The sequence below is a fragment of the Moraxella ovis genome (assembly GCF_900453105.1).
Classification (GTDB): domain Bacteria; phylum Pseudomonadota; class Gammaproteobacteria; order Pseudomonadales; family Moraxellaceae; genus Moraxella; species Moraxella ovis.
In genome coordinates this window covers 721,928-748,792 of sequence record NZ_UGPW01000001.1, presented here as the reverse complement: position 1 = coordinate 748,792, position 26,865 = coordinate 721,928, and the positions used below count along the sequence as shown (strand labels likewise).

Annotated in this window: 23 protein-coding genes, 3 tRNA genes and 1 pseudogene; 19 read left to right on the top strand and 8 right to left on the bottom strand. The window is 47.5% G+C overall.

Annotated elements, in window-relative coordinates:
- Positions 1–88: 88 nt before the first annotated feature.
- Both DYD54_RS03800 and DYD54_RS03795 read left to right on the top strand, forming a co-directional pair.
- The gene (locus tag DYD54_RS03800) at positions 89–2,815 is read left to right on the top strand and encodes an LPS-assembly protein LptD (protein WP_228703592.1); all 2,727 of its coding nucleotides are present in this window, start codon (positions 89–91) and stop codon (positions 2,813–2,815) included.
- A gap of 160 nt (positions 2,816–2,975) precedes the next feature.
- Complete coding sequence (locus tag DYD54_RS03795; RefSeq protein ID WP_063513812.1) at positions 2,976–4,289, top strand: peptidylprolyl isomerase; 1,314 nt, start codon at positions 2,976–2,978, stop codon at positions 4,287–4,289.
- Between the two features lie 58 nt (positions 4,290–4,347).
- Here DYD54_RS03795 and DYD54_RS03790 read toward each other — a convergent pair whose 3' ends face one another.
- Entirely contained in the window at positions 4,348–5,241 is an 894-nt protein-coding gene (locus DYD54_RS03790) for a LysR family transcriptional regulator (protein WP_063513811.1), read from the bottom strand.
- A 150-nt stretch (positions 5,242–5,391) separates the two neighbouring features.
- On the opposite strand from DYD54_RS03790, the pseudogene DYD54_RS03785 reads away from it, so the two are divergent.
- The 3 genes and pseudogenes from DYD54_RS03785 (at position 5,392) to htpX (ending at position 8,105) form a co-directional block, all read left to right on the top strand.
- A pseudogene (locus DYD54_RS03785) lies at positions 5,392–5,997 on the top strand (nitroreductase family protein).
- 271 nt (positions 5,998–6,268) lie between these two features.
- Complete coding sequence (locus DYD54_RS03780; RefSeq protein WP_228703591.1) at positions 6,269–6,979, top strand: lytic transglycosylase domain-containing protein; 711 nt, start codon at positions 6,269–6,271, stop codon at positions 6,977–6,979.
- A 220-nt stretch (positions 6,980–7,199) separates the two neighbouring features.
- Positions 7,200–8,105 (top strand): protease HtpX, encoded by a 906-nt coding sequence (gene htpX / locus DYD54_RS03775; RefSeq protein ID WP_063513808.1) that lies wholly within the window; start codon positions 7,200–7,202, stop codon positions 8,103–8,105.
- A 67-nt stretch (positions 8,106–8,172) separates the two neighbouring features.
- Here htpX and DYD54_RS03770 read toward each other — a convergent pair whose 3' ends face one another.
- Both DYD54_RS03770 and DYD54_RS03765 read right to left on the bottom strand, forming a co-directional pair.
- Positions 8,173–8,892, bottom strand: coding sequence for an LrgB family protein (locus tag DYD54_RS03770; protein ID WP_063513807.1), 720 nt, complete (start codon positions 8,890–8,892; stop codon positions 8,173–8,175).
- Positions 8,892–9,221: a CidA/LrgA family protein gene (locus tag DYD54_RS03765; protein WP_228703590.1), complete on the bottom strand. Its 330-nt coding sequence runs from the start codon at positions 9,219–9,221 to the stop codon at positions 8,892–8,894. The genes DYD54_RS03770 and DYD54_RS03765 overlap by 1 nt, the downstream gene beginning before the upstream one ends.
- Positions 9,222–9,413: 192 nt before the next feature.
- Between DYD54_RS03765 and DYD54_RS03760 the strand changes: the two genes are divergently transcribed.
- From DYD54_RS03760 to DYD54_RS03735, 6 genes are all read left to right on the top strand, one after another.
- Complete coding sequence (locus tag DYD54_RS03760; RefSeq protein WP_063513806.1) at positions 9,414–9,707, top strand: DUF2218 domain-containing protein; 294 nt, start codon at positions 9,414–9,416, stop codon at positions 9,705–9,707.
- A 101-nt stretch (positions 9,708–9,808) separates the two neighbouring features.
- Complete coding sequence (gene dut / locus DYD54_RS03755) at positions 9,809–10,273, top strand: dUTP diphosphatase (RefSeq protein WP_063513805.1); 465 nt, start codon at positions 9,809–9,811, stop codon at positions 10,271–10,273.
- A 53-nt stretch (positions 10,274–10,326) separates the two neighbouring features.
- Positions 10,327–11,235, top strand: coding sequence for an acetylglutamate kinase (gene argB / locus DYD54_RS03750; protein WP_063513804.1), 909 nt, complete (start codon positions 10,327–10,329; stop codon positions 11,233–11,235).
- A gap of 99 nt (positions 11,236–11,334) precedes the next feature.
- On the top strand, positions 11,335–11,871 hold the full coding sequence (locus DYD54_RS03745) for a DUF4349 domain-containing protein (RefSeq protein ID WP_063513803.1): 537 nt from the start codon (positions 11,335–11,337) through the stop codon (positions 11,869–11,871).
- The gene (locus tag DYD54_RS03740) at positions 11,826–12,047 is read left to right on the top strand and encodes a hypothetical protein (protein WP_063513802.1); all 222 of its coding nucleotides are present in this window, start codon (positions 11,826–11,828) and stop codon (positions 12,045–12,047) included. Before DYD54_RS03745 ends, DYD54_RS03740 begins: the two co-directional genes overlap by 46 nt.
- Positions 12,048–12,110: 63 nt before the next feature.
- A complete protein-coding gene (locus DYD54_RS03735) occupies positions 12,111–12,374 on the top strand; it encodes a hypothetical protein (RefSeq protein WP_063513801.1) in 264 nt (87 codons plus the stop codon).
- A 10-nt stretch (positions 12,375–12,384) separates the two neighbouring features.
- Here the strand turns inward: DYD54_RS03735 and DYD54_RS03730 are convergent, their stop codons facing one another.
- The gene (locus DYD54_RS03730) at positions 12,385–12,741 is read right to left on the bottom strand and encodes an arsenate reductase family protein (RefSeq protein ID WP_063513800.1); all 357 of its coding nucleotides are present in this window, start codon (positions 12,739–12,741) and stop codon (positions 12,385–12,387) included.
- A 91-nt stretch (positions 12,742–12,832) separates the two neighbouring features.
- Here DYD54_RS03730 and leuS point away from each other — a divergent pair, with 91 nt between their 5' ends.
- From leuS to DYD54_RS03690, 8 genes are all read left to right on the top strand, one after another.
- Positions 12,833–15,424, top strand: coding sequence for a leucine--tRNA ligase (gene leuS, locus DYD54_RS03725; protein WP_063513799.1), 2,592 nt, complete (start codon positions 12,833–12,835; stop codon positions 15,422–15,424).
- Positions 15,425–15,443: 19 nt separating this feature from the next.
- A complete protein-coding gene (locus tag DYD54_RS03720) occupies positions 15,444–15,932 on the top strand; it encodes an LPS-assembly lipoprotein LptE (RefSeq protein WP_063513798.1) in 489 nt (162 codons plus the stop codon).
- A gap of 17 nt (positions 15,933–15,949) precedes the next feature.
- Entirely contained in the window at positions 15,950–16,954 is a 1,005-nt protein-coding gene (holA, locus tag DYD54_RS03715; RefSeq protein WP_228703589.1) for a DNA polymerase III subunit delta, read from the top strand.
- A 169-nt stretch (positions 16,955–17,123) separates the two neighbouring features.
- Positions 17,124–18,431: an efflux RND transporter periplasmic adaptor subunit gene (locus DYD54_RS03710; RefSeq protein WP_063513796.1), complete on the top strand. Its 1,308-nt coding sequence runs from the start codon at positions 17,124–17,126 to the stop codon at positions 18,429–18,431.
- Positions 18,432–18,444: 13 nt separating this feature from the next.
- Positions 18,445–20,436 carry a MacB family efflux pump subunit gene (locus tag DYD54_RS03705; RefSeq protein ID WP_084260595.1) on the top strand — a complete coding sequence of 664 codons (1,992 nt, stop codon included), beginning with the start codon at positions 18,445–18,447 and terminating at the stop codon, positions 20,434–20,436.
- A gap of 110 nt (positions 20,437–20,546) precedes the next feature.
- Positions 20,547–20,622, top strand: a tRNA-Lys gene (locus DYD54_RS03700).
- A gap of 86 nt (positions 20,623–20,708) precedes the next feature.
- Positions 20,709–20,784 (top strand) — tRNA-Lys (locus DYD54_RS03695).
- A 1-nt stretch (position 20,785) separates the two neighbouring features.
- Positions 20,786–20,861: transfer RNA gene (locus DYD54_RS03690), tRNA-Asn, on the top strand.
- Between the two features lie 170 nt (positions 20,862–21,031).
- Here DYD54_RS03690 and recJ read toward each other — a convergent pair.
- The 4 genes from recJ to DYD54_RS03670 form a co-directional block, all read right to left on the bottom strand.
- Positions 21,032–22,798: a single-stranded-DNA-specific exonuclease RecJ gene (gene recJ / locus DYD54_RS03685; protein ID WP_063513794.1), complete on the bottom strand. Its 1,767-nt coding sequence runs from the start codon at positions 22,796–22,798 to the stop codon at positions 21,032–21,034.
- A gap of 39 nt (positions 22,799–22,837) precedes the next feature.
- Positions 22,838–23,773 (bottom strand): 4-hydroxy-3-methylbut-2-enyl diphosphate reductase, encoded by a 936-nt coding sequence (gene ispH, locus DYD54_RS03680; RefSeq protein ID WP_063513793.1) that lies wholly within the window; start codon positions 23,771–23,773, stop codon positions 22,838–22,840.
- Positions 23,774–23,925: 152 nt separating this feature from the next.
- Positions 23,926–25,683: a glutamine--tRNA ligase/YqeY domain fusion protein gene (locus DYD54_RS03675; RefSeq protein ID WP_063513792.1), complete on the bottom strand. Its 1,758-nt coding sequence runs from the start codon at positions 25,681–25,683 to the stop codon at positions 23,926–23,928.
- 148 nt (positions 25,684–25,831) lie between these two features.
- Complete coding sequence (locus DYD54_RS03670; protein ID WP_167541386.1) at positions 25,832–26,689, bottom strand: DUF2272 domain-containing protein; 858 nt, start codon at positions 26,687–26,689, stop codon at positions 25,832–25,834.
- Between the last annotated feature and the right edge of the window lie 176 nt (positions 26,690–26,865).

Below are 26,865 nucleotides of genomic sequence, written 5' to 3'. Positions count from 1 at the left end.
AACATGATTATAAAATCTTGCAATTTTTATTAAAAAATAGTGTAAAATAGCAAACATTTACCAAAAAGATCAAACAAGGTTATTGGCTGTGAAATCAATCAAACTCACTCCTACGCACTCCACTCACGCAAAAGCACGTCTGATGATGAGCGTTCGTATGGCGTTATTTGGGGTAAGTTTATTACCCATGGGTGCGCTCGCACAAAACATTGAAGCCGCCCAATCCACCCAAAACAGCCAAGAAACCGCCAGCCAACCGAGCAAAAGCTTAGAGAGATTGGCAAGCTATTATCACGCCAAACCTAGCAAAGATGCGCGCTGTCAGGGCGTGTGGATACACCCAAGTCAAAACCGCCAAAGCCAAACGCTCGCTGAACAGCTGGGTGCAGACACAGAATCGGACAATCATTATGATGACACTGTGGACTTTTTGGATGATGTAGCGGCATCTGATGCAATGCCTTCTGACGACGTAGAAGCGCAATCATCAACAAGTTCATTCCAAGCCCAAGCAGACCAAACCAAGAACAACGATGGCACTTACTACGCTCAGGCGGATTATGGTTATTATGATAACGATGAATACGCTGAACTGTCAGGTAACGTCATCCTAGAACAAAATGGTCAGCAAGTACTTGCCGATAAGATTACCTTTAACCCAAAAACTGGCGAATCGAACGCCAGCGGCCAAGTTGTTTTTGGGGATAATCCTGCCAACATCCTAAACGCCCAAGAGTCAAATAACGACAAACAAAATAAAGGCGCGGGCGTAGGCATCATTGGCGTGGCTGGCGAATTGGACTATAACGCCCAAACCCAAACCGCTAATGCGCAGGACGTCGCCTTTGCCAGCACGACCATCGGTGCGCACGGGCACGCCAAAGAAATGAAAAAAGTCAGCGACAGTGAATACCACATGAATGATGTGATGTTCACCACATGTCCACCCACCGAGCGCAAATGGCATCTGGATGCTGACAGCATTGAGATCAACAGCGATACAGGGCGCGGCATCGCGAAGAACAGCACATTAAAAATTAAAGATGTGCCTGTTTTTTATTTGCCGTATTTTAATTTCCCTATCGATGATCGTCGCAGTAGCGGCTTCTTGTTGCCGCGCGCAGGCTTTGGCTTCTCTGATGGCTTTGAGGTGACGACGCCTTACTACATGAATCTTGCGCCGAATTATGATTTAACCTTAAGCCCGACGGTATTCACGAACAGAAACCCGATGCTTGAAGCGGAGTTTCGCTACTTGACCGAAAAGTACGGCTCAGGCATTATTGATGGTGGCTACCTGCCAAGCGATCGTAAATACAACGATGAAGATCGTTATCATCTATTCTATGACCATGAATGGCACTCAAAAGCCCTCAAAAACTTATCGGCTTATGCGACCTATCGCCATGTATCGGACAGCGAATACCTCAATGATTTTGACACGCTGGGTCTAAAAAACAATCCTTTGAATCTATCACGACGCATCGGTGTTAATTACTATAACGAGCATCTGACTGCCGACCTAAAAGCTGAGACCTTCCAGACGCTTGATGGCACCAATAGCGATGGCACGTCAATCCAAGACAAGGATAAGCCATATTCTCGCCTGCCGCAGCTTGCTGTGAGCTACTCTCTACCCAAATCAACCGATGCGCTTGGTAAGCGATTCAATATTCCAAGCTCATTAGACCGCATGGATGTGACCGGCATTCACAACACTGCCTATTTCAAAAAATCCATCAAGGATAATTCTGAAACCGAAAAAAGCGGTGTGCGCATGTACAACCAAATCTCAGCAAGCTATCCGATGCTGCGCTCATGGGGTTATTTCACGCCAAAGGTCAGCCTAAATCACCTATACGCCTCTTATGACGAAGACAGTCTGGCGGTTCAGAATCTTAGCGAAAAAGAAGGCTCATATTCAGTATTTGCGCCACAGATCGGGCTAGATACTGCGGCATTCTTTGAAAAATCAGGCTCGCCATTTGGGTGGTTTGATGAGTCATTAGGCGGCTATCAGGTATTATCACCACGCCTAAAATACAACTACACCCCCCATAAAGATCAAAGCAATATTCCAAACTTTGAAACTGCATTCTCAGCCATGAGCTACGATCAGCTGTTGTCTGATTCATGGTTTTTGGGCTACGACCGCATTCAAGATTTACACGCGATTACACCTGCGCTGAGCTATCGTTATATCGACAAAGATGGCTTGACACGTTTTGATGGCGGATTAGCGCAGCAGTTTTATCTGGATGATCTGAATGTTGGCATCGATAACAGTCAAGCCTATAGCGAAAACAGCTCGGGTCTGGCTTGGAAAGCAAGCACGCAGCCACTGAACAGCCTATGGGTCGATGCAGATGGTTCATTCTCTCATGACTATGACCTCAATCACGTCACCGCCCAAATTCGTTATCAGCCAAATGAGCAAAGCCTGTATAGCTTTGGCGTGATCAACCGCAAAGAAAACAAAGCACTTGTTCAACTTCCGCTGCAAGCCTATACCGCAGCTGCCATTTTCCCGATTAATAACCGCTGGCGTCTGCTTGGTCAAGCACAATACGACTATCGTAACGACCGCTTACTAGATGCGTTGGTAGGCATTAATTATGAAGACTGCTGCTATGGGTTATCTGTCTATGCGCGCCGTTATCGCAACAGCCTAAACCCTGATGCTGATGCCAACAACGCCATCATGGCAGAGATTCGCCTAAATGGCATTACCAGCGGCGGACGCCTAAATAACCTCATGAACGATAAAGTATTAGGTTATGAAAACATCCAAAATGCATGGCAACGCACCTATTGATAGTATTGCCAAATCGTTACAGTATTTTGTGTTAGCTGTCGGTTTGGTAAAATTTTGCACAGTGCTTAACATTTATGCGCTCACATTTGACGATGTGTGTGGCAAATGCTACACTTAATGAGATTTTTTATTAACAAAACAAATTTCCCAAGGAATTGATATGCAAGGCAAATTTTTAATTCGCCCATTATTCATGGGCCTACTTGCCGTAAGCGCTCTAGGCTCATCCGTTATTGCTAGCGCTAATATTAGTACTTCGCAGAGCACAGATGGCATCATCGCCGCCGTCAATGACGAAATCATCCTAAAAAGCGAACTCATCGCTGCAAGTGCTGCACTGGCTGCCGAATACCAAGCCAACAACATCAACGCCACGCCTGCACAGATCCAGCGCGCCGCACTAGACAGCTTAATCACACGTAAGATCCAGCTTGGCATCATTAATCGCGCTGGCGTTACCACCAACGAAGCTGTCATTAACCGCCAAATGCTACAAATCGCCCGCTCGCAAGGTCTAGACTCTCTAGCGGCGCTACAGTCCTCGCTAGACAGCAAGCAAGCTGGTAGCTATGCTGCTCTACGTAAGCAGCTCATCGAGGATGCTGCGATTGGCGCGTTGTGGCAGCACCAAGTATCGACACGTGTTAATATCACCGATCAGGAAGTTGAAGTTTTCTTGAACTCGCCCGATGCAGCTAGCATCTCACAGACGCAATACCACCTGATTCACATTCGCGTGCCTTATAAGGCGGACGCTAACACCAAAGACAAAGCTCGTGCGCAATCTGTCGCTGAACAAATCACCACCAATCTACAAAATGGCGACTCACTGAATGCCGCGCTTGATAAAGTTAAGGACTATGAGCCACAGCCGCAAGGTGCAGACACTGGCATGATTAATCAAAGCGCCCTACCTGCCCATATCGCCGCCCAAATTACCAATCTATCAGCTGGCAGCGTCACACAGCCCATCGTAACCAAGGCTGGTATCGATGTGGTAAAACTGGTCGCCAAAAATGACAATGCTCGCGTGCTGATTCCAGAATGGCAAACAAGCCACATCCTAGCGCGTGTGGACGACACCCAAAATGCCGCCATCGCAGAACAAAAAATCAACGCCCTGTACAACGAACTTCAAAAAGGCGCTGATTTTGCCAACCTAGCTGCCACTTATTCGGATGATTCAGGGTCAGCGCAGCAACGTGGCAGCCTAGGCTGGGTCGGCGAAGATCAGATGGTGCCTGAATTTGAAAACGTCATGAAAAACACCGAAAAAGGCGACTACTCAACACCATTCCGCTCTCAATTCGGTTGGCATATCCTAAAAGTTGATAATGAGCGCACGCGTGACGTGACCGATCAATATCGCAAAAATGCTGCCCGCGAGATGATTTTTAGCCGTATCGCACCTCAAGCCGAAGAAGATTGGATTCAAGAAATGCGCGCCGCTGCTCATATTGAAATTTTTAAATAATTTAAATACTTCAAAAAACCAAAAAGACGCCGTGATTGGCGTCTTTTTTGATGCTGAATCAAGATTCCTTTTGGCACTTCTCCACCCAAAAATCAATAAAAGCACGTACCTTTGCACTCAAAAAAGCTCGATCCATATACACCGCGTACAAGGTCACCGACAGCACATCATAATCAGGCAATAATCGCACCAATCTACCTTCCGCTAAGTCACGCTCCAAAAGCCAATCAGGCGCATAGCCTATCCCCATGCCTTCAAGGGCAAGCTCTGTATTCATCGGAGTGTCATTACTGACTATGATTGCAGTAGGCTCGATGGTATGCTTGGTTTTATTTAACTTATGAGTGATGGTCAGGCTGTCCATTTTGACATAAGTTGGCAAGATTGCCTGATGCTCGTTGAGCTCATCGGGCGTGGTGGGCGTGCCGTGCCTAGACAGATAATCAGGGCTTGCCACCAAATAAAAATCCATCATCGTCAATGGTCTTGTGATCAAAGATGGCTTAGGTTCATAAGTTAAGCGCAGCGCCAAATCAAACCCTTCTGCCACCAGATCCACCAGCTGATTCGACAGCGACAGATTAAGCACAATATCTGGGTATCGTTGTTGAAATTCTGCCAAGAATCCAGCCACCTTAGGGTTGGCAAACCATCTAGGCATGGTGATTTTTAGCTCACCTTGCGGATGCGTGGATGCCCCTGTGGCGACCTGCTTTGCGTTATCGAGCACCTCCATGGCATGCAAAGATTCTTGATGATAATGCTCGCCCGCCTCAGTAAGGTGGATGTTGCGACTATTGCGATGTAGGAGTTTTGCGCCAAGTGTACGCTCTAGATGTGCAATGTGCTTACTTGCCATCGCCACCGAAATATCAAGCGCATCGGCTGCTTTAGTGAAGCTACCATTCTGCACCACTTGATGGAACACGCGAATGCTGGTTAAAGTATCCATAAATTTAAAAGCTTAATAATTTCTTAAATTATAACATGCTTTTAGATTATTTCTTATTAAGAAATAATCCATCAACAAAATCACCATTGTTTTCTCATGGCTATCGATTATAATGACACCACCAAATCAATTTAATCACAGGATTATCACATGACTTACAAGACTCTACAACAAGCCGCCGAACTTCGTCGCTCTATTTATGTACTAAATAAAGACCTACCTGTCAGCACCCAAGAGATCGATGACGTTGTAAAGCACGCGGTACTGCACACGCCATCATCATTTAATTCACAGTCGAGTCGTCTGGTCGTCTTGCATGGACAAGAACACGACAAGCTATGAGATCTAACCATCGAGGCGTTAAGCGCCATCGTGCCTGCCGAGAATTTTGCACCCACCGAGAGCAAGTTAAACATGTTCAAGACTGCTGCTGGTACGGTACTGCTGTTTGAAGACATGAGTGTCATTGAAGGCTTACAAGCGCAGTTCCCTGCTTACGCCGAGAACTTCCCAATCTGGGCAGATCACGCCAACGCCATGATCCAGTATGCGCTATGGACCACATTAGCCACCCTACAAGTGGGCGCCAACCTTCAACATTACAACCCTGTGATTGACGATGCCATCGCTAAAACTTGGAACATCCCAAGCAACTGGAAGCTTCGCGCACAGCTCGTATTTGGCGGCATCGACGCACCAGCTGGCGAGAAAGAATATACACCGATTGAAGACCGTTTCGTCTCATATGGCGCATGATTTCTAAGACGTTAACCATCTTTCAATCAAAATAAGGGCAATAGCGCCCTTATTTTTTGTGCATGATGACTGGTAATATTATCAATCTTTAAGCAATAATTCGCCCAATTCGTTACCAAGCGCCAACAAAATAACGAATCGTGTCTTTATTCGGTATGTGCTATAATGCGCGCAATTTTCGCGATTCTTAAACTTTATGAAGAAAATTAGCTTATTACCTTTGATTTTAGTAGGCGTATTATTATCAGCCTCATCTTCCATGGCAGCTGATGTGGATAATAAACTCCTTACTGTTATCAAGCCAAACTCAAGCGGTGTGAACAAATTCACTCAGGTCATCAGCGTAAACTACAGCAGCAGTGCTTTTGGCGGCACCAACGCAAGCACTTATGCAAGCTCTGGCATCAGTAACAGCGGCAGCTATGACTCAATAATTCGCGCTTCTGCTGAGCGTCACGGCGTTGATCCTGCGCTGGTCAAAGCCATCATACACACCGAATCATCATTCAATCCTTATGCCCGCTCTCCAGCAGGCGCACAAGGTCTGATGCAGCTCATGCCTGGCACCGCCAGAGATATGGGCGTGATGAATGTCTGGGATCCTGCTCAGAATATCGAGGGTGGAGTCAAGTACATCGCCTGGCTGTCGCAACGATTCTCAAACCGAGATCACATCATCGCAGCATATAACGCAGGTCATGCCAACGTCAGACGTTATGGTGGCGTTCCTCCATTTAGAGAGACCAGAAATTACGTGCGCAAAGTCAATAGTCGCTATCAGACATTATATGTTAATGACACCAACCTCATGCGTGGCAGCAGTTATCAGCTTGCGATGAATACAGCGCCTCAGACGAACACCTCACCGACGCCAGCTGCCATTCATGCCGATAGTGATAGCACGCCGCAGATACCAACACTCTCTCAGACAGCAGGTCGTGTCTATGTGAATAAGACTTATACCACGGTTAATAGCAACTAATCTAATAACATACCACCAGTCACCCGACTGGCGGTATGATCAAACAAACCTGATGCAGATATGATGATTTTGTTATTTTTTGTGCATCGGGCTCAAAATCTCTTTAATTTTCCCAATTTGCCCTTATAATACCATCAATCAGATTTTTTAATGAAAATCTGATTTTGAATTAACGTATTTAACTTATCAGAAGATTTATTTTTAAAAGGAAAACTAGCCCATGATGCGAATTGGTTTATTTTTATTAACCAACATAGCGGTTTTGGTCGTATTTAGCATCGTTTTTGGTATTTTGTCCAGCGTATTTGGCTTGGGCGGTGTGCATGGCTCGAACGGTCTTAACTATGCAAGTTTGGCCGTGATGTGTCTAGTCTATGGCATGGTAGGCTCAATCATTTCGCTGTTTTTGTCAAAATGGATGGCAAAGAAATCTACCGGAACCGTCGTCATTGAGACGCCGCGTAACGGTACAGAACAATGGCTTATCGATACCGTCGCCAAACAAGCTAAAGCAGTCGGTATTGGCATGCCTGAAGTGGGTATTTTTGATAATGCGCAGCCGAACGCCTTTGCTACCGGCTGGAACAAGAACAGCGCACTGGTCGCTGTCTCTACAGGTCTGCTACACACCATGACCGCCGAAGAAGTCGAAGCGGTACTGGCTCACGAGATCGGTCACGTTGCTAATGGCGACATGGTAACACTTGCCCTGATTCAAGGTGTGGTGAACGCCTTTGTGATGTTCTTTGCACGTATTATCGGTAATTTTGTGGACAGAGCAATCTTTAAAAATGAAAGCGACAGCCCCGGTATTGCGTATTTTGTGACGAGTATGGTGATGGATATCCTGCTTGGCATCTTGGCCAGCGCCATCGTGATGTGGTTCTCTCGCCTACGTGAATACCGCGCTGATGAGATGGGTGCACGCCTAGCAGGTCGTGACAACATGATCGCTGCGCTGAACGCCCTTCGCCCTGCTGAAGCTCGTCCCGATCAGATGCCTGAATCGATGAAAGCATTCGCCATCTCAAGCGGGCAATCAACTGGCTTTAGCATTGCCAATCTGTTCCGTAGCCACCCAACCTTAGATGATCGTATCGCGTCGCTACAAAAGCTACCTAACTGATCCAATCAACATAAATTCGATCAGCAAAAAAGCACCGTCATATGGCGGTGCTTTTTTGTGTATTAATTTAGGGTAACAAAAATGGGGCAATCGCAGGCGCCAAGAATGCAGTTAAAATGCCATTTAATATCAACCCAACGGTCGCATAGGCCACATGACGCGATCCCATTTGCATTGCTCTGGCTGTACCTAGTGCGTGGGATGCTGCGCCCAGCGATAGACCTTGAGTCATAGATCGGCGAGCACGCATTTGATGCAGGACATACACACCCATCACTTGCCCTGTCACGCCTGCAACCAATACCGTCGCCGCACTGATGCCCACCACACCACCAAGCACATCCGTCACTTCGATGGCGATCGGCATGGTGACAGACTTGGCTGCAATGGCAATCATGCTATCTTCAGCACCTCCCAGCAGTCGCACCAGCCCAACCCCCGAGACAATACCCACCACAGAACCGATAAGCTGAGATGCCATGATGGGCAGCCATTGAGCACGGATTTTTTGCCACTGTACATATAGCGGCACCGCCATGCACACCACCACAGGCTGCAACCAAAAACTCAAATAACCACTTGCCTGATTAAAAACCTCCCACGACACATCGAATAATTTTAAAAACAAAATCACCGCCACCGTAGTTAATAAGGTAGGATTAATCAAGGGTTGTTTTAAAGTTTGGCGCAGCCACAGGCTAAGCTCAAACGCACCGATCAGCACAAATGACAACAAAAACGGACTGCTCTTTAACGGGGATAGCTGCTCAATGATGGATACTGACATCACTTAGATCCTTTTAAAGAGTGCTTTTGTCGTCTTCTTAGCCACTCGTAACTCTTGGCGGTACTGATTAACACGAGCAGCGTGCTTACGATGGTCGCAGTCAATAAAATCCACAAATCATCAGCAATGACATCCAAGTACTGCATGATAGAAATACACGCAGGAATCACAAGCAGCACAAGATGATCAAGCATGATCTTGGCAAGCTTTTGCATCGTATCTAGCTTAACAATCCTTGATTGTAATGCCATGAACAGCAATAAAAGTCCAATGATGCTGGCAGGCAGTGGCAAGCCCAGCCCCTCAACGATTACTTGACCCAGAAACAAACACAAAAACACAATCAAAATCGGACGCAATAACACAGCAAGCCTCAGCCAAAATAATGTCAATTGTAACGCAAAGGCGCCAAATCACCAAATGATGCGTAAGGATTTTTTACAATTATGTGCCAAATTTATACTTGCCTAGGCGCAGAATAAGACTTATTATCATTACTGATAATTTACAAGGAGCATCATATGCCAAAAACCACCATTCAAACCGACCAAGCCGCCCGCATCGCCAAGCGCCTTACCAATCATTTTAAGCACAAAGTTACTGTTACTGAGGCCGACATGGGCTATTTTGTGAACATGGCTGGCGCAGACGTTACCTTTACACCAACCGACAACGAACTTCATATTGAATATGTTCGCAACGAAAGCACCGACAGCCCAGAACGCCCTTATGATGAAGAACGACTTCGCTTCGTCATCACCGACCACCTTAATCGGATGGCTGGAGAGACTTTTGAATATCATTGGAGTGAATGAATTTAAATCCTACACATCGCAGGATTTATTTTTGAAAATCTGTAAAATCGGTTATAATTCTTGGTTTATGATTTACCAATAATTCTTCCAAAGGACCAGCCATGCAATCTGTACAAGTCAAACTCCTAAACCTCAAAATCGGCTCTGACCCTAATTTCCCCCTGCCCACTCGTGCCACAGACGGCTCGGCAGGCATAGACCTAAGAGCGTGCATTGATGAACCTGTGGTTATCAAAGCGGGCGAGACCAAACTCATCGGTACAGGCATGGCAATATATATCAAAGACCCCAATTTTGCAGGGATTATTTTGCCACGTTCAGGACTTGGGCACAAGCATGGCATTGTGCTTGGTAATCTTGTTGGCCTGATTGATGCTGACTATCAAGGCGAGCTGATGGTATCGGTGTGGAACAGAAGCGATAGCGATTTTACCCTAAATCCTGCCGAACGCATGGCTCAATATATGGTGGTGCCTGTGGTACGTCCAAGTTTTGAGATTGTCGATGAATTTAGCGATGACAGCGAGCGTGGGGCAGGTGGGTTTGGTAGCTCTGGGATTAAGTGATTGATTTTATTGGTAATTGATAAATTTTTACAACTATTTGAAAGGAAAATGCCATGCAATACAAAGCCCCAAACCACAAATCCCTAACCCTAGACGAAGCCAAACACACAAGCGAGGTCATCACGACCGCCCTGCCTTATATCCAGCGTTATAAAGACAAACTCATCGTGGTTAAATACGGCGGTAATGCCATGACCGACCCTGTGCTAGAAAGCTCCTTTGCCCGTGATATTGTCCTACTAAAAACGGTTGGCATTCACCCTGTGGTGGTGCATGGCGGGGGCCCGCAGGTGGATAATCTCATGAATGAGCTTGGGCGTGAGTCCGACCGCATAGACGGTATGAGAGTTACTGATAAAGACACGATGAACGTGGTAGAGATGGTGCTGGGCGGCAGCGTAAACAAATCTATCGTCAATCTTATCAACAAGCACGGCGGACAGGCGATTGGCTTGACAGGCAAAGATGCCAACCTTATCCGTGCGGCCAAACTTGCCATGACGGATAAAGATGGCAGCCCCATTGATTTGGGCTTTGTCGGTGAAGTCGCCGATGTCAATACAGATGTCATCAATATGCTTATCCATAGCGACTTTATCCCCGTCATCGCCCCCTTAGGTGTGGACGAAAATGGCGAGACTTATAACATCAATGCCGACCTTGTGGCAAGTAAAGTCGCTGAGTTTTTAAACGCAGAACGCCTGCTTCTGCTCACCAACATCAAAGGCGTGCTAGATAAAAGTGGCAATATCCTGACCAGTCTATCGCCTACAGACGTGGATAATCTCATCGCTGACGGCACCATCAGCGGGGGCATGATGCCCAAAATCGCAGGGGCATTGGATGCGATCAAGGCAGGGCTTAGAAGTGCGACCATCGTGGATGGGCGAGTGCCACACGCTTGTTTGCTTGAAATCTTTACCGAAGAAGGTGTGGGTACGCAGATTTTAAGGGGTAATTAGTGGTAAAAAAGACGGTCATCAAGCTGTCTTTTTTATGCGTAAAACTTGCTTTAAAGAGAATAATTATCTATATTAGCCCAAACCTGTTTGGAAATCCCCATGCAAAAACCCCTTGCCCTTATCGTCTTTATCGCTTTATTGTCCGCCTGCTCCAAGCCCCATGACGGCGAGATGTCTCATCAGTCGGCAAGCTCTGATGTGGCAAGTGTGGATATGGCAGACGTTGCCAGTATGGACGCAAGTGGTAAATCTGACAAATCAAACCCCGACAATCCTACCCTTGACAGCCAAGCCACCGCCCAAGGCGAGCAGGCTCATTTGGCAAACAAAGCCTTTATCATCAAGGCGGACGTAAATTTTGCCGTCAAAGACGTGGTTGCCACCAAAGACCAGCTTGAGAGCCTAACTCTGCAAACGGGCGGATATATCCAAACGTCCAAGATTTATAACAACACCACCGACACGCACCGCTACCCGATTGGGAGAGAGCGGCTCAAAGTGCTGACCCATTTTGTGCGTCATGGCATGATGACTGTGCGTATCCCCAAGGCGAATGTGGGCGAGTTTTTAAAGGGGTGCAAGGACAAGTGGTGTTTTTGGACGGTCAAGAATTTAACGCCACTGATGTCGCCCTAGACTTACAACGTAACGCCCTACACGCCCAGATAGAAGCCGAACGCCAAGCCAAACTGGGCGAGCTTGACGCCACCAAAACGGACGATTTGGCGGACAAGTCTACCCATGTGGGCGAGATGACAAACTCAAAATACCGCCAAACCCTTGCCGAGCTTGACCGTAAGGCTCTTGCCTAGCAAGTGGCATTTAGTACGATAACACTTGCTTTTTATCAAAATCCGCAAATTTTTGAATCAGTTATGCCTGACACACAGGCGTATATCGCCAAAGACGAGCGGGCGAATTTTGGTCATCGCTTTGTCCAGAGTATCGGCACAGGTTGGCTGTATTTCTTAGAATTTATCTTGTGGTTGGCAAGTTTGTGGGCGTTTGCTTTGGGGCTGATTGTCGCCGCTCTATTTTATAAAAAAGTGTTTAAGCTGTTTTATAACAGACCGTTTAAGATTAAGATAAAAACAAAAGGGGAGTCTAAAAAAGACCACCCACCAAGCAGTCAAGAATGAAATACAGCCATTATACCAGCCCGAATGCTTTACCCCACTCACTCTCATCAAAACCAATCAGTGCCACATCATCGCCCACGACTATCGGGCGTTTTAAGACGCTTTGGTTGGCTTTGACAATCTCATACATGGCACTCGTGTCGCCACTGGTCAAGATGGCTTTGGTGTCATCGTCCAATTTGCGGTAAGTGGTGCCTTGCTTGTTGATGACTTTTTCGCCAAAGGTTGCCATAAATTTGGCGAAGTCATCTTGGCTTAATACCGACTTTTTATAATCAAAAAACTCATGCGTTATGCCATTTTGATTTAAAAAATCAAATGCTTTTTTCATGGTGTTGCAGTTTTTTATGCCATAAATGGTCGTCATGGGGGTGTCTCGCTTTACAAAATATTGGCAAATTATAACAAAAATCGGCTATAATAGCGTGTTAAATTTTTTATTTTTGAGTTAGCCCATCATGAGCCTAAACAATTACGATTTTAAAGCCATTGAGCAAGCCCAGCAAGCCAAATGGCAAGCTGATAACCGCTACCACACCGACAATAACGACAACGGCAAGCCCACCCGCTATATGCTCTCCATGTTCCCCTATCCAAGCGGTAAGCTCCACATGGGACACGTTCGCAACTACGCCATCACAGACGTGTTGTCTCGCTACTACCGCCAAAAGGGCTATGACGTCATGCAACCGATGGGCTGGGACGCTTTTGGCTTGCCTGCCGAAAACGCCGCCATTGACAACGAGGTTGCCCCCCATGCGTGGACGATGTCCAATATCGAGCATATGCGTGGGCAACTAAAATCGCTAGGTCTTTCCATTGACTGGTCTCGTGAGTTCGCCACTTGCAATCCTGACTACTATAAATGGGAGCAATGGCTATTTTTACAGCTTTACAAAAAAGGCTTGGTATATGAGAAGCTATCCACCGTAAACTGGGACCCTGTGGACAATACCGTCCTTGCCAACGAACAAGTCATAGACGGTCGTGGATGGCGCTCTGGCGCAATCGTTGAAAAACGCGACATCCCAATGTACTACTTCAAAATCACCGATTACGCTGACGAACTCTTAGAAGACCTAAAAACCCTAGAAGGTAAATGGCCAAAACAAGTCCTATCCATGCAACAAAACTGGATCGGCAAAAGCCACGGCATGGAGCTGGACTTCGCTTATGAGATCGATGGTCAAGCCGACAAGCTCACCGTGTTCACCACCCGCTCTGATACCATCATGGGCGTGACTTACCTTGCAGTTGCAGCCGAGCACCCATTGGCTCAATACGCCGCCCGTCACAACGAAGCGGTCGCCCAATTCTGCGCAGAATGCAAACAAGGCTCAGTCGCAGAAGCAGACCTCGCCAAAGCCGAGAAAGTCGGCATGGATACAGGCTTGGTTGCAATCCACCCCATCACAGGTCAAAGTGTGCCTGTCTGGGTTGCCAACTACGTACTGATGAGCTATGGTTCGGGCGCAGTCATGGCAGTACCCGCCCACGATGAACGCGACTTTGAATTTGCCAATAAATACAACCTACCCATCCGCCAAGTGATCGACGTGGACGGACAGGCTTATGATGATAAAAACTGGCAAGAATGGTATGGCGACAAAGGCGGTGTGTGCATTAATTCAGGCGAGCTAGATGGCCTTAATAAAGATGACGCCACCGCTAAGATCGCACAGATTCTAGGCGACAAAGGCAAAATCACCACTCAGTATCGTCTGCGTGACTGGGGTGTGTCTCGTCAGCGTTATTGGGGCTGCCCAATTCCGATGATCAACTGCGAATACTGCGGCACTGTTCCTGTCGATGAAGCCGATCTGCCTGTCGTATTACCGACTGATGTCGTGCCTGACGGACGTGGCAACCCACTTAAATCCATGCCAGAATTCGTCAACTGCACCTGCCCAAAATGCGGACAGCCTGCCGAGCGCGAGACAGATACCTTTGATACCTTCGTAGAGAGTAGCTGGTATGCTCAGCGCTTCACCACACCACATGACGACACGCAGATGGTCGGTCGTGCAGGCGCAGACAAATGGCTTGCTGTAGATCAGTATGTGGGCGGTGTTGAGCATGCGGTGCTACACTTATTATACGCTCGCTTCTTCCATAAGGTCATGCGTGACGAGGGTCTGGTCGGTGGCGACGAGCCATTTGCCAACCTACTGGCTCAGGGTATGGTTCTGGCAGGAACATTCTATCGTGAGAATGCGGACGGTTCGACGACTTACTATTTCCCACACGAGGTTAATGTCGAGAATGGTGAAGCGACCCTCATCGCCGACGGTCAGCCTGTCGTGATCGGTAAGATCGAGAAGATGTCAAAATCGAAGAACAACGGCGTTGACCCACAAGAGATCATCGAGCAATATGGTGCTGACACCGTCCGTCTATACACGCTATTTACCGCACCTGCCGATCAGACACTAGAGTGGTCAGATTCAGCACTAAAAGGCCCGCACAACTTCGTCAAAAAAGTATGGCGCATCGCCAATGAGCACCTAGCCGCCATCGATGGCAACAACAACCTTGCAATCGATAAGAATACACTAACCAAAGCTGCCAAAGACCTACGCCGTAAGACGCACGAGACCATCGCCAAGATCGATGTCAGTCTGGGAGAGCATCTGGCGCTAAACACGCCCGTCTCATCTCTCATGGAGCTTGCTAATGAGATTGGCAGCTTCGATGTGAATGACACCAACGACTTGGCAGCACGTCACGAAGCCATCGTTACGCTACTGTCGATGCTGGCTCTGTATGCGCCTCATGCTGGTGAGTATCTGCTAGAGCAATTCGGCTTTGATAGTCGTGCCATCAGCTTCCCCAGCCTTGACAAAGACACCCTTGCCAATGACACCATTACCATGGTCGTGCAGGTAAACGGCAAGGTTCGCGGCAAGATGGATGTAGCGACAGGCTTGGATAATGACACGCTTATCGGCCTTGCCAAAGCTGTCGATGGCGTCGATAAATTCTTGACGGGCGAGATCAAAAAAGCCATCGTCGTACCAAATAAACTGGTCAGCTTCGTGGTTGCAGGCTGATTGATAAATAGGAATCAACATGAAAAAAGCCCTTGCACTAGCATTTGTGGTAGCAACAGCGACAAGCCTAAGTGCTTGTGGCTTTGCCCTACGCGGCAGCGATCGTACAGCTGCTGTGATTGCCCCTACCAACCTTAGCACTCAGCTAATCCTAGAGGATAACCAATTTGCACTAGGGTTAAAGCGTCCTTTGGTTAAGCGCTTACAGCTATTGGGTGTATCAGAGCAAGCGACTGCCGCCAACACCGTCAAAGTGGACAATCTTCGTCTTCGTCGTTACGAATTGGTCGGTACCTTAACCGAGGTTCGCTTGGTGATGATGGCAGATGTTAGTTACACCATCGGCGGTCAGACTCATCGCGCGCCTGTTCAAGTTGAGCAAAGCTATCAATATAATGAGGCCAGTGTCGTTACCATCGATCAACAAGGTGAGAAAACCAAAACGTGGCTCTATGATCACTTGGCTCAGCGTATCGCTGAACAGTACTACGCCAAAGCCAAACTCTGATAATGCAGCAGCGTTTTGTGTCTCTGTATGAGCAGCTTCGGGGTGCGGACCCTGCAAGCAGTCAGCCCATTCAAGGCTTTTGGCTCATTCATTCAGATGAGCCGCTGATTAGTCAGTGGATCATTGATGCTTGTCGCCCCATCTGGCAAGCACACGAACAGACCATCAAACGCATCGAGCTGACCTCAGCCAAATCTTGGATAAATGTCATCGCTGAACTTGACAGCCTAAGCCTGTTCGGCGATACTAGCGCAATCATCGTCTCTGGCAACCATAAGCCCGACAAAGACACTCTTGATGCTCTGGCTCGCATTGCGCCAGACACACTGCATCATCTACTGTGGCAAACCCCAAAACAAGACAAAAAATCACTCAGCACCAAAGCCATCAAGCTGTTCGACCAGCTTGGACTCATCATCGATGGCAACATTTACGATGAAAGGATGCGCGGCGAGCTGCTTAGGATGCAAGCGCGTCATATTGGCGTTACCCTAAATGCCGATGCTTGGCAGATGCTCATGATGCGTACCGAGCACAACCTACTTACCGCCCATCAAAATCTTTGGCGACTGTCATTACTATACCCGAATGCTGCCATTGACATCGACATGCTCACAACCTGCCTTGTGGACGGTGCGGAATTTAGCGTCTTTGACTTATCCGACACCGTACTGGCAGGCAACACCCCAAAAGCCCTACAAATTCTCAATCATCTAAAAAATACCGACATTGCGCCAAGCATTATCCTATGGGCACTCGCCAAAGATGCGCGCCTCATCCTACAAATTCAAGCAGGCAAAAACCCTAGCGACCTAGGCATCTGGCGCAATAAAATATCAAGCTACACCAACGCCGCCAGACGTTCACCAACCTTAACAAGTCAATCTTGGCTAAGCGCCATTTGTGACATCGACAAGACCATCAAAGGTGTTAATGATGCTAATGTATGGCACCTGTTGCAGCAGTTGGTGTTGTCACTGTGCGGCACACCAATGCGGTCTAACCAGCTTACAACGCCGTAACACAAAATTAAAAAAATACGCACAAAAATACTGGTTTGACCCATACTATACACAGATGAAATTGATATCATAAGTCGCTTTTATCATTTTTAAATTTTTGCCAAAAGATTTTTATATTTCATCGATATTTTAACCCTCTTTGCCCTTTAATTATTGTCCGCAGGTGATTATGAACACAGCCGCCAAACCCAAATTTACCAAGTACACCAAGTTACCAATCATCGTTATCTTGCTTGCCTTGATCGCTCTTGCGCTTTATTATTTCTTTAAACCCAAAGAAGCCCCACCGTCCTATCTGACTGCCGATGCGGTGATGGGCGACATTGAAAACACGGTCATGGCATCGGGCAAAGTCAAGCCCATTTACAGCGTGGACGTGGGGGCTCAGGTATCAGGGCGAATTGTCAAGCTGTACGTGGACGTGGGCGATGAAGTCAAAAAAGGCGACCTGATCGCCCAAATTAACCAAGTAGAACAAAAAAATACCGTCTCAAATGCGGGTGCTAATCTACAACAAGCCCAGGCCAGCCTTGCCCAAGCCCAAGCAAATCTGGCATCCAGTCAAGGCAATGTGGCAAGCTCAGAAGCCACCTTACAAGCACGCCTTGCCGAACTCAAAAAAGCCGAACAGTTCTTTGCTCGCTTGGAGAGTCTTTTAAAAATTGATGCAATCAGTCGCCAAGATTATGATGATGCCCAAAGTGCGGTCGAAGTCGCTCGTGCCAACGTGGACGTGGCAAGGGCAAACGTGCAAAACGCCAAAAATGACGTTGCCACCGCACAGGCGAACATCCAAAGCCAGCGAGCCAGCATTAACAAAGCCCAAAATGACCTATCCACCGCCACCGAAGATTTAAGCTATACCACGATAGTCGCCCCAATGGACGGTACAGTTGTTTCTGTTACCCAAAAAGAAGGCACAACAGTGAACGCCATGCAGTCTGCCCCGACCATTGTAACGCTTGCCGACCTTAGCCGTGTCCGCATTAACGCCCAAATCAGCGAGGCGGACGTGGTAAACGTAAGTGCAGGAATGCCTGCTCGCTTTAACATCATTGGCAATACCCAGCAGCAGTTTGACACCACGCTGGCAGGGGTTGAGCCTGCCCCCGAGAACATCAGCACGACCAGTAGCACGGACTCGGCGGTGTATTATATCGGTTATTTGGACGTGGATAATGCCGAACGTAAATTTCGCATTGACATGACCGCACAGGTCAATATCATCACCGATTCAGTCAAAAACGTACTCACCATACCGTCATCTGCCCTAAGAGGGGGCAAGGGCAAATACAGCGTGCAGGTGGTTGGGGCGGACGGCATTGCCAAGCCTGTGGACGTGCAAGTGGGACTAAACAACCGTGTCAATGCCGAAATCAAATCAGGGCTAAACGCTGGCGATAAAGTCGTGATTGGCGAAGCAAGTCAAAGCGGTGAAAACAAACAACGCCGAAACCGCCCACCAATGATGAGATGATAGGGAGAAAATCATGAAAATCCCACTCATACAAGTCAAAAATCTCGTGCGTGAGTTCCCTGCTGGCGACACTAATATTCGTATTTTGCACGGGCTTGATTTAACGCTTTATCAAGGCGAAATGGTTGCTATCATTGGGCAATCAGGCTCAGGCAAATCCACGCTCATGAACATTTTGGGCTGTCTTGACAAAGCCACGAGCGGAAGCTATACCATTTTTGGCAAATCTGTGGACGACATGGATAGTGAAGAGCTTGCTAAGCTAAGACGTGAGCATTTTGGTTTTATTTTTCAGCGTTATCACTTGCTTGGCGACATCAACGCCCTTGATAATGTTACCATCCCTGCCGTCTATGCAGGCATGAACACCACCAAAAGGCGTGAGCGAGCCACCAAACTTCTTACCCAATTGGGCTTGGGCGAGAAAACCACCAACCGCCCCAATCAGCTCTCAGGCGGTCAGCAACAGCGTGTCTCTATTGCAAGAGCCTTGATGAATGGGGGCGGTATTATCCTAGCAGACGAGCCGACAGGGGCGTTGGATAGCGGTTCTGGTAAGGAAGTGATGAACATCTTGCACTGCCTAAAAGATGACGGACACACCATCATCATGGTAACGCACGACCCAAGTTTGGCAAGCCAAGCCGAGCGAGTGATTGAGCTAAAAGACGGGCATATCATCGCTGATTATTATACCGATAATGCCAGAAATCAAGAACAGCAAGATAATAATCACAATACTCAAAACACCGCCACAAGCAAAAATACCTTTGGCTCAAAAAACGCCCTATTTGGCGTGATAGACCGCCTAAAAGAAGCCTTTAAAATGTCTATCTATGCCATGAAAGCCCATAAAATGCGAACGCTTTTAACCATGCTCGGGATTATCATCGGTATCGCCTCTGTGGTGTCTATCGTGGGGCTTGGGCAAGGCTCGCAAGCCAAAATCCTAGCCGACATCAACGCCCTAGGCACCAACACCATTACCGTGATGAACGGCTATCCGTGGGGCGATGCCAGACGGCGGTTTGGGCGGGACAATCTCACCGTGGCGGACGCCCAAGCCGTTGCCGATCAGCCCTATGCCTTGTCGGTCAGCCCCATGGTAAACAAATCGGTCAATATCCGCTACCAAAACCAAGACACGACAGGCACGGTAATGGGCGTGGGTAAGGACTATTTGTCCGTTACGGGCGAAAAATTGGCTATGGGGCAGATGTTTAATGAAACCAGTGTCGCCACGTCCGCCCAGGATGTCATCATCGACCAAAACGCCTACAAGACCTATTTTAATAACGAAGGCAATCCTATCGGACAAACCCTGCTCATCGGCAACGTCCCTGCCCGTATCGTGGGCGTGTTGTCCGAAAAAACATCGTCCTTTGCCCGCACCAGTAACTCGCCCACCGTCTATCTGCCTTATACCACCGTCATGTATCGTATGCTTGGCACCAGCTACATTGACCGTTTTGTTGTGCTGATTGCCGATGGTACGCCATCTGCCATCGCCGAGACTGCCATCAAGGATTTGATACGCACCCGCCATGGCGAAGAAGATTTTAACATCATGAACACCGACAGTATCAAAGAGACAGTGCAGTCCACGACCACCGCCATGACCATGCTCATCTCGTCGATTGCGATTATCTCGCTCATCGTGGGTGGTATTGGCGTGATGAACATCATGCTCGTGTCCGTGACCGAACGCACCAGCGAGATTGGCGTGCGTATGGCGGTTGGGGCAAGGCAGTCGGACATCATGGGGCAGTTTTTGATTGAGGCGGTGTTGGTGTGTATCTTGGGCGGTGTCTTGGGGATTTTGCTTGCCTTTGGTGTGGGCAGTCTTGTCAATAAATTTGGGGGCGACAGCGTGGGTGTGATTTACTCGCCCCTATCTATCGTGGTTGCCTTTGTCTGCTCAACACTCATTGGTGTGGTGTTTGGCTTTTTACCCGCCCGTAATGCGTCAAGACTCAACCCTGTGGATGCGTTGGCACATAATTAATCACCCAATAAAATCGCAAACTTAAAAGTTTGCGATTTTTTATAAAAAACATAAAAAACCACTTGCAAACATCCAAATATACTGTATAATACGCACCACATTAGCGATAAGGGTCGTTAGCTCAGTTGGTAGAGCAGTTGACTTTTAATCAATTGGTCGCAGGTTCGAATCCTGCACGACCCACCATTATCCTAATAGCAAGTTAGTTTTAAAAATATTTAAAAAAATACTTGCAAAGTTGAAATTATCTAGTATAATACGCAACACAAATCGGGTCGTTAGCTCAGTTGGTAGAGCAGTTGACTTTTAATCAATTGGTCGCAGGTTCGAATCCTGCACGACCCACCATTCCCCAATAGCTCAGTTGGTAGAGCATCGGACTGTTAATCCGTGTGTCCCTGGTTCGAGCCCAGGTTGGGGAGCCATATTCCAAGAAGCCCTTCTCATATCAAGAAGGGCTTTCTTTTTATATCTATTAAATCATTCATTGTAATTGTCAAATCACCGACCTTAGTTACTGATATTCATAATGAATAAATTACAGGTCAAATTACCTCAAATAAAAAGCGCATTCATTTGAACGCGCTTTTTGTTCTTAATACGGCGGCATCATCGGTGCAATTTGACCTACTGCCAAATCTTTGATGACCAGTTGCAGGCTCTGATTGCCCTGCCATTCGTTAATCTCTAAGGCGAATAAGATATGAACACGACTGGCGCGATAATCCCATTTGTCCGCATCATAATTAAACCAAATGGCATCAATGGGATACTGCACCTGAGGCAGGCGAAGGGTTAGTTTTAGGTGTTTGTCTTTCATCACGCGGAAGTTTAGCACCTCAAATTCACCATCAAAGCTAGGCGGTGCAAAGCCGTTACCCCAAACGCTGATGCTCTTTAATTCTGATACAAATCTTAGGCTAAAGTCCTCAGGCAGTAGTTCGCCATCTGTGAAATGCTCTTCGTTAAATATCAACTCATCAAATTCATCCATCACCATCAAGAACGCCTGCATGAATTCATCAAAATGCCGCTTTTTAATCGTAAGTCCTGCCGCCATGGCATGCCCACCAAAATGCGTGATCAAGTGCGGATGTGCGATCGCCACCGCCTCAATGGCATCACGAATGTGCACGCCAGCGATAGATCTGGCTGAACCTTTGATGTAATCATCGTCGTCAGTTTTTTGGGCATCTGCTGGAGCGAATACGATGGTCGGACGATACAGGCACTCCTTAATTCTGCCTGCGACGATGCCAATAACCCCCTGATGCCAGTTGTCTTGGTATAGAATGATGGCGCGCGGCAGGCTGATCTCTTCTGCAGAGCTAAGGTGCAACTCATGAATGATGTCATTCGCTTCATCTCGCATTCGCGTCTCGATGGCGCGGCGCGAGTGATTCAATTTATTCAGCTCCAACGCCAGCGTATGCGCTCGGCTCCAATCATCCGCCAATAAGCATTCAACACCTGTGCGCATATTATCCATACGCCCTGCAGCATTAATGCGGGGAGCAATGGCAAAACCCAAGTCATCGCTACTGATTTTCTCATGGTCGCGACCCGACTGCTCTAATATCGCAAGCACCCCATGACAAGCTCGTCCACTACGGATGGCATTTACCCCATGCGTCACTAAGATGCGGTTGTTCTGATCCAGTGTTCCAACATCCGCCACCGTACCCAGCGCCACAAGGTCTAGATACTTGGCGACACTTGTCGTTGATAGCCCTGCTTCACGGCGGATGCGCGCCACACGACCCATGACATAGAATGCCACACCCACGCCGACCAGGGATTTACTGCCAAAATTGCAGCCTTGTTGGTTAGGATTCACGACAGCGGCGGCACTCGGAGATGGCTTGGTGGTCAGATGGTGATCTGTGATGATGACTTGGATGCCAAGCTCATCGGCGCGCATGACACCGTCATGGCTTGAGATGCCATTATCCACAGTGATGATAACCTCTGGGTTAAATTCCTCTGCGCCATAGCTGACAATCTCTGGTGTCAATCCATAACCAAATTTAAATCGATCAGGCACCAAGAAATTCACATCAGCACCCATCTCTTTTAGGCAGCGAACCATGAGCGCTGTTGAAGTTGCACCATCACAATCAAAGTCACCTACGATCAAAATACGCTTTTGCTCATCGATCGCTTGACTGATTAAGGTCGCTGCCCCATCAAGTCCTGTTAAGTCAGATGCAGGCAACAGCTGTCCAACCGAAGTATCTAGCTGTGCCTCATCGTGAATGCCACGAGCGAGCAGCACACGCGCCAAAGTCACAGAACCGAAGGTCTGAACCAGTTCATCATCAATCTCACCTGTGTAGCGCAGTGATAAATTAAGCTTTGTCATTGTAATTCTTCTTTGTTTTGATTCTTAAATCCAGACCAATCACGCACGCAAGGATTTTGGCAGGCTAAATGTAACATTCTCTTCGATGCCACTGATCTCTTCTGGGCTTTGGGCACCCCATGATTGCAGGGTGTCTAGCACTTCTTGGATAAGCACCTCAGGGGCTGATGCGCCTGCCGTTACACCCACACATGCCACACCATCAAACCATGAACGATCCATTTGGCTAGCGTTATCAATAAGATAAGCCTTAGCACCCAGTCGCTCAGCAAGCTCTCTTAGGCGGTTAGAATTAGAAGAATTTGGCGACCCGACCACCAGAACGATGTCACAGTTTGCCGCCAACGACTTTACCGCATCCTGACGGTTCTGGGTGGCGTAGCAGATGTCATCCTTACGCGGGGCGTTGATTTGTGGGAATTTATCCTTTAATGCATTAATCACCACAGCCGTATCATCCATCGACAGCGTGGTCTGAGTAACGAAAGCAAGCTCCTTGTCTTCTTCAAAATTTAAATTCGCAACATCATCAGCATCCTCAACCAGATGAATGCGCCCGCCAAAGGTCGTATCAAATCGCCCCATCGTTCCTTCAACTTCAGGATGTCCTGCATGCCCGATCAAAATCGCATCCATGCCTTCTTTGGCAAATTTACCCACCTCGATATGAACTTTGGTCACCAAGGGGCAAGTGGCATCAAATACAGTCAAATCACGTCGAGCTGCCTCGTCCTCAACTGCCTTAGATACGCCATGCGCCGAGAAAATCACAATCGCACCATCAGGCACTTCATCAAGCTCTTCAACGAATATCGCCCCGCGGTTGGCAAGATCTTCAACCACGAATTTATTATGAACCACTTCATGACGCACATAAATAGGCGGATTAAAGCGGCGCAATGCCTCATTAACAATGGCGATGGCTCTATCCACGCCGGCACAAAAACCGCGTGGATTGGCTAATAAGATCTTCATATAATCACTCTGTTATTTTTGTTTATTTTAACTGACTACTTTATCATATTTGGGGATTTTACGCATTAATTGATTGATGGTTGGGGATTTTATTTTTAAATACAAATAAAAAAACCGCACGATAAACATGCGGTTTAATTGGTTGGCTAATATCAAAAGCTGTCTTTTAGGCCAACGATCTGGTTAAATACAGGCAGCTCTTTGGTCGTCTCGACAATGTCCGCCACAAAGTAGCTTTCACGTTCGAACTGGAATCTCTCACCGCCTGACACTTCTGCCAAAGATGACTCAACCACCGCCTGATAGACGGTGAGAGAATTAGGATTAAGGTGCTGCTTAATCCATAGTGTATCAGCATCTGTATCCGCATCAAGCATGTCTTTTTCGTGCAAGGTGGCATCTTGATTGATCTCATCATCTTCTAATAATAGATGCTCATACAGGCGCACCACTGCATCCACACCGTGACTTGCTGACACCCAGTGAATCACACCTTTGACCTTGCGTCCCTCAGGATTATTACCCAGCGTCTTAGGATCGATGGTGGCGATCAACTCGACCACATCACCGTTATCATCGGTGATGTGCTCCTCTACTTTTAGGATGTAGCTGTTACGTAGGCGGATTTCACGGTTCTCTGGCGACAGTCGCTTGTAGCCTGCCGGTGGATTCACTTCAAAATCGGTCTGATCAATGTAAATGGTCCTGGTGAATGGAATTTCACGATTGCCCATATCAACATTTGGATGCTTAGGCTGAGTTAGCCAAAGGACGTTATCGTCCAGACGCGCCTTAACAGTATCTTTTTTAAGGGTTTCAAAGTCTGCCACCGCCTCATCAAAATTAGCAATGGTGACTTTTAATGGTCTTAGCACCGCCATGCCACGTGCGGTAGTATTCTCGAGCGCGCTACGCACACTAAATTCCAACTGACGAAAATCAACCACGCCATCTGCTTTAGATACGCCAATGCGCTCACAAAAATCACGCAAACCCTCAGCAGGATAACCGCGACGCCTCATACCAGCCACGGTTGGCATGCGCGGATCATCCCAGCCCGAGACGACACCCATGTCCACTAAGCGTTTAAGTTTACGCTTAGAAGTTAGGGTGTGATCTAGGTTTAGACGGCTAAATTCATATTGGCGTGGTGGCACTTCAAAGCCAACTTTCTCAACCACCCAATCATAAAACGGGCGATGATCTTCAAACTCAAGCGTGCACAGCGAATGCGTGATGTTCTCGATCGCATCGGACAGCGGATGGGCATAATCGTACATCGGGTAGATGCACCACTTGTCGCCCGTCTGATGATGGTGAGCGTGCATGACACGATAGATGACAGGATCTCTCATGTTCATGTTGGCATGATTCATGTCAATCTTGGCACGAAGTACGGCTTGACCTTCTTTGTATTTGCCATTTTTCATGTCATCAAAGTGCACCAAGTTCTCTTCGATGGTCGCATTTCGCTGTGGCGATTCGACAGACGGCTTGCCAAAGCCGCCGCGATGCTCACGAATCTCATCAGGCGTCTGAAAATCCACATAAGCATCGCCTTGCTTGATGAGCTGAATCGCCCATGCGTGCAGCTGATCAAAATAATGAGACGCATAACGCACATCGCCCGCCCATTTAAAGCCAAGCCATTCAACGTCCGCCTTGATGCTGTCCACATAATCCTGCTTCTCAGCGGTTGGGTTGGTGTCATCAAAGCGAAGATTACACAAGCCGTCAAACTCTTTTGCCACGCCAAAATTTAGGCAGATGGATTTGACATGCCCGATGTGCAGATAACCATTCGGCTCTGGTGGAAAGCGAGTAACGATGCTGTCGTGCTTGCCGCTCGCCAAGTCGTCACGAATAATCTGACGAATAAAATCATTCTTCTCAGTGGTGATGTCGGTCATGGATTACCTTTTTTCAGTTATTTTTAAGGGCAATTCGTCGCCCAAAATTAGCATAAATCATGCTATTTTAACACAGTTTATGACAATAAAAAATTCCACAAAAACAAATTGTAGAATTTTTATAAGCACTTCAAGGCATGCTTCAGATTTAAGGCTGCAACTGTAATAACATCAGCCAATTTTGTTGATTGAGATTACAGTTTTGCTCACTTTGTGGATTGCATTCCCCTTGGTATTCAGGCAAGGCAAAACGACCATCGTCATCGATGGGCAGCTTTCTTAGCATGACGGCGTGCAGCACATTGCCACCGATCAGCCATGCTTCTGCCTTAGGCTGATAAATCTGCGTGACGATGTCACAGTGCGCAGGCAATCCTCCAGATTGATTCGCCATATGGTCGGTCAGTGCCTCATAGCTAGACAGCGATGAACCGCCACGCACATAGCACAGCATGTCCCCGACCTTGGGCGCTGTCTGCTTAGGATTCTTAGCGTGATAACTGCCCTTCTGTTGCCACGCACGATACATATAATCATAATGGCGCGGCGATACATAAAAATCCTCAATGCCCGCCTGAGCCATCACATAGGAGATGAACGCTGCCGACCATGCCACATCACTGGCAAAGGCTCGGCAGATATTCATGTTTGAATTGTGACTCGTATCCAACTTATTACATTTTTGATAATTAAAAGACCTGTCTAACCGCGGCAGAACACCGCTGTCGCGCCAATACGCTGTCACCCGCTCCCACGCACGAACACCATCTGTCAATCGAGCATTCTCTGATTCATAATGGTCATACTTGGCGATGCGCCCCTGAGCGGTAATAAAAGGCTCACCCCATGCTTGATGCTCTTTGATGGCGATGGCGCGAATTCGCTCAGCTTTACTGGTATGATTAGGAAAGCTGACTGATGGCGACTGCCACAATTCTGCACGCCGAACTTGTCGGTCTGATGAATCGATACTTGCGCAGCCGGCCAGTAATAATGTAGGTAACATGAAGCTTAAGCAGCTTTTTAGATTTGGCATTATTCTTATAAGTGATTTATGATTTTAGGGCATTGTAGCATAGGTATGACTTTGGGTTCAATTTCACACTTGGCAAGTCGCATCCCTATTTTTTGCGTAAGTTTTACGCAGATTAATGATAGCTTAATAGCGCGGGTGGGTTATGT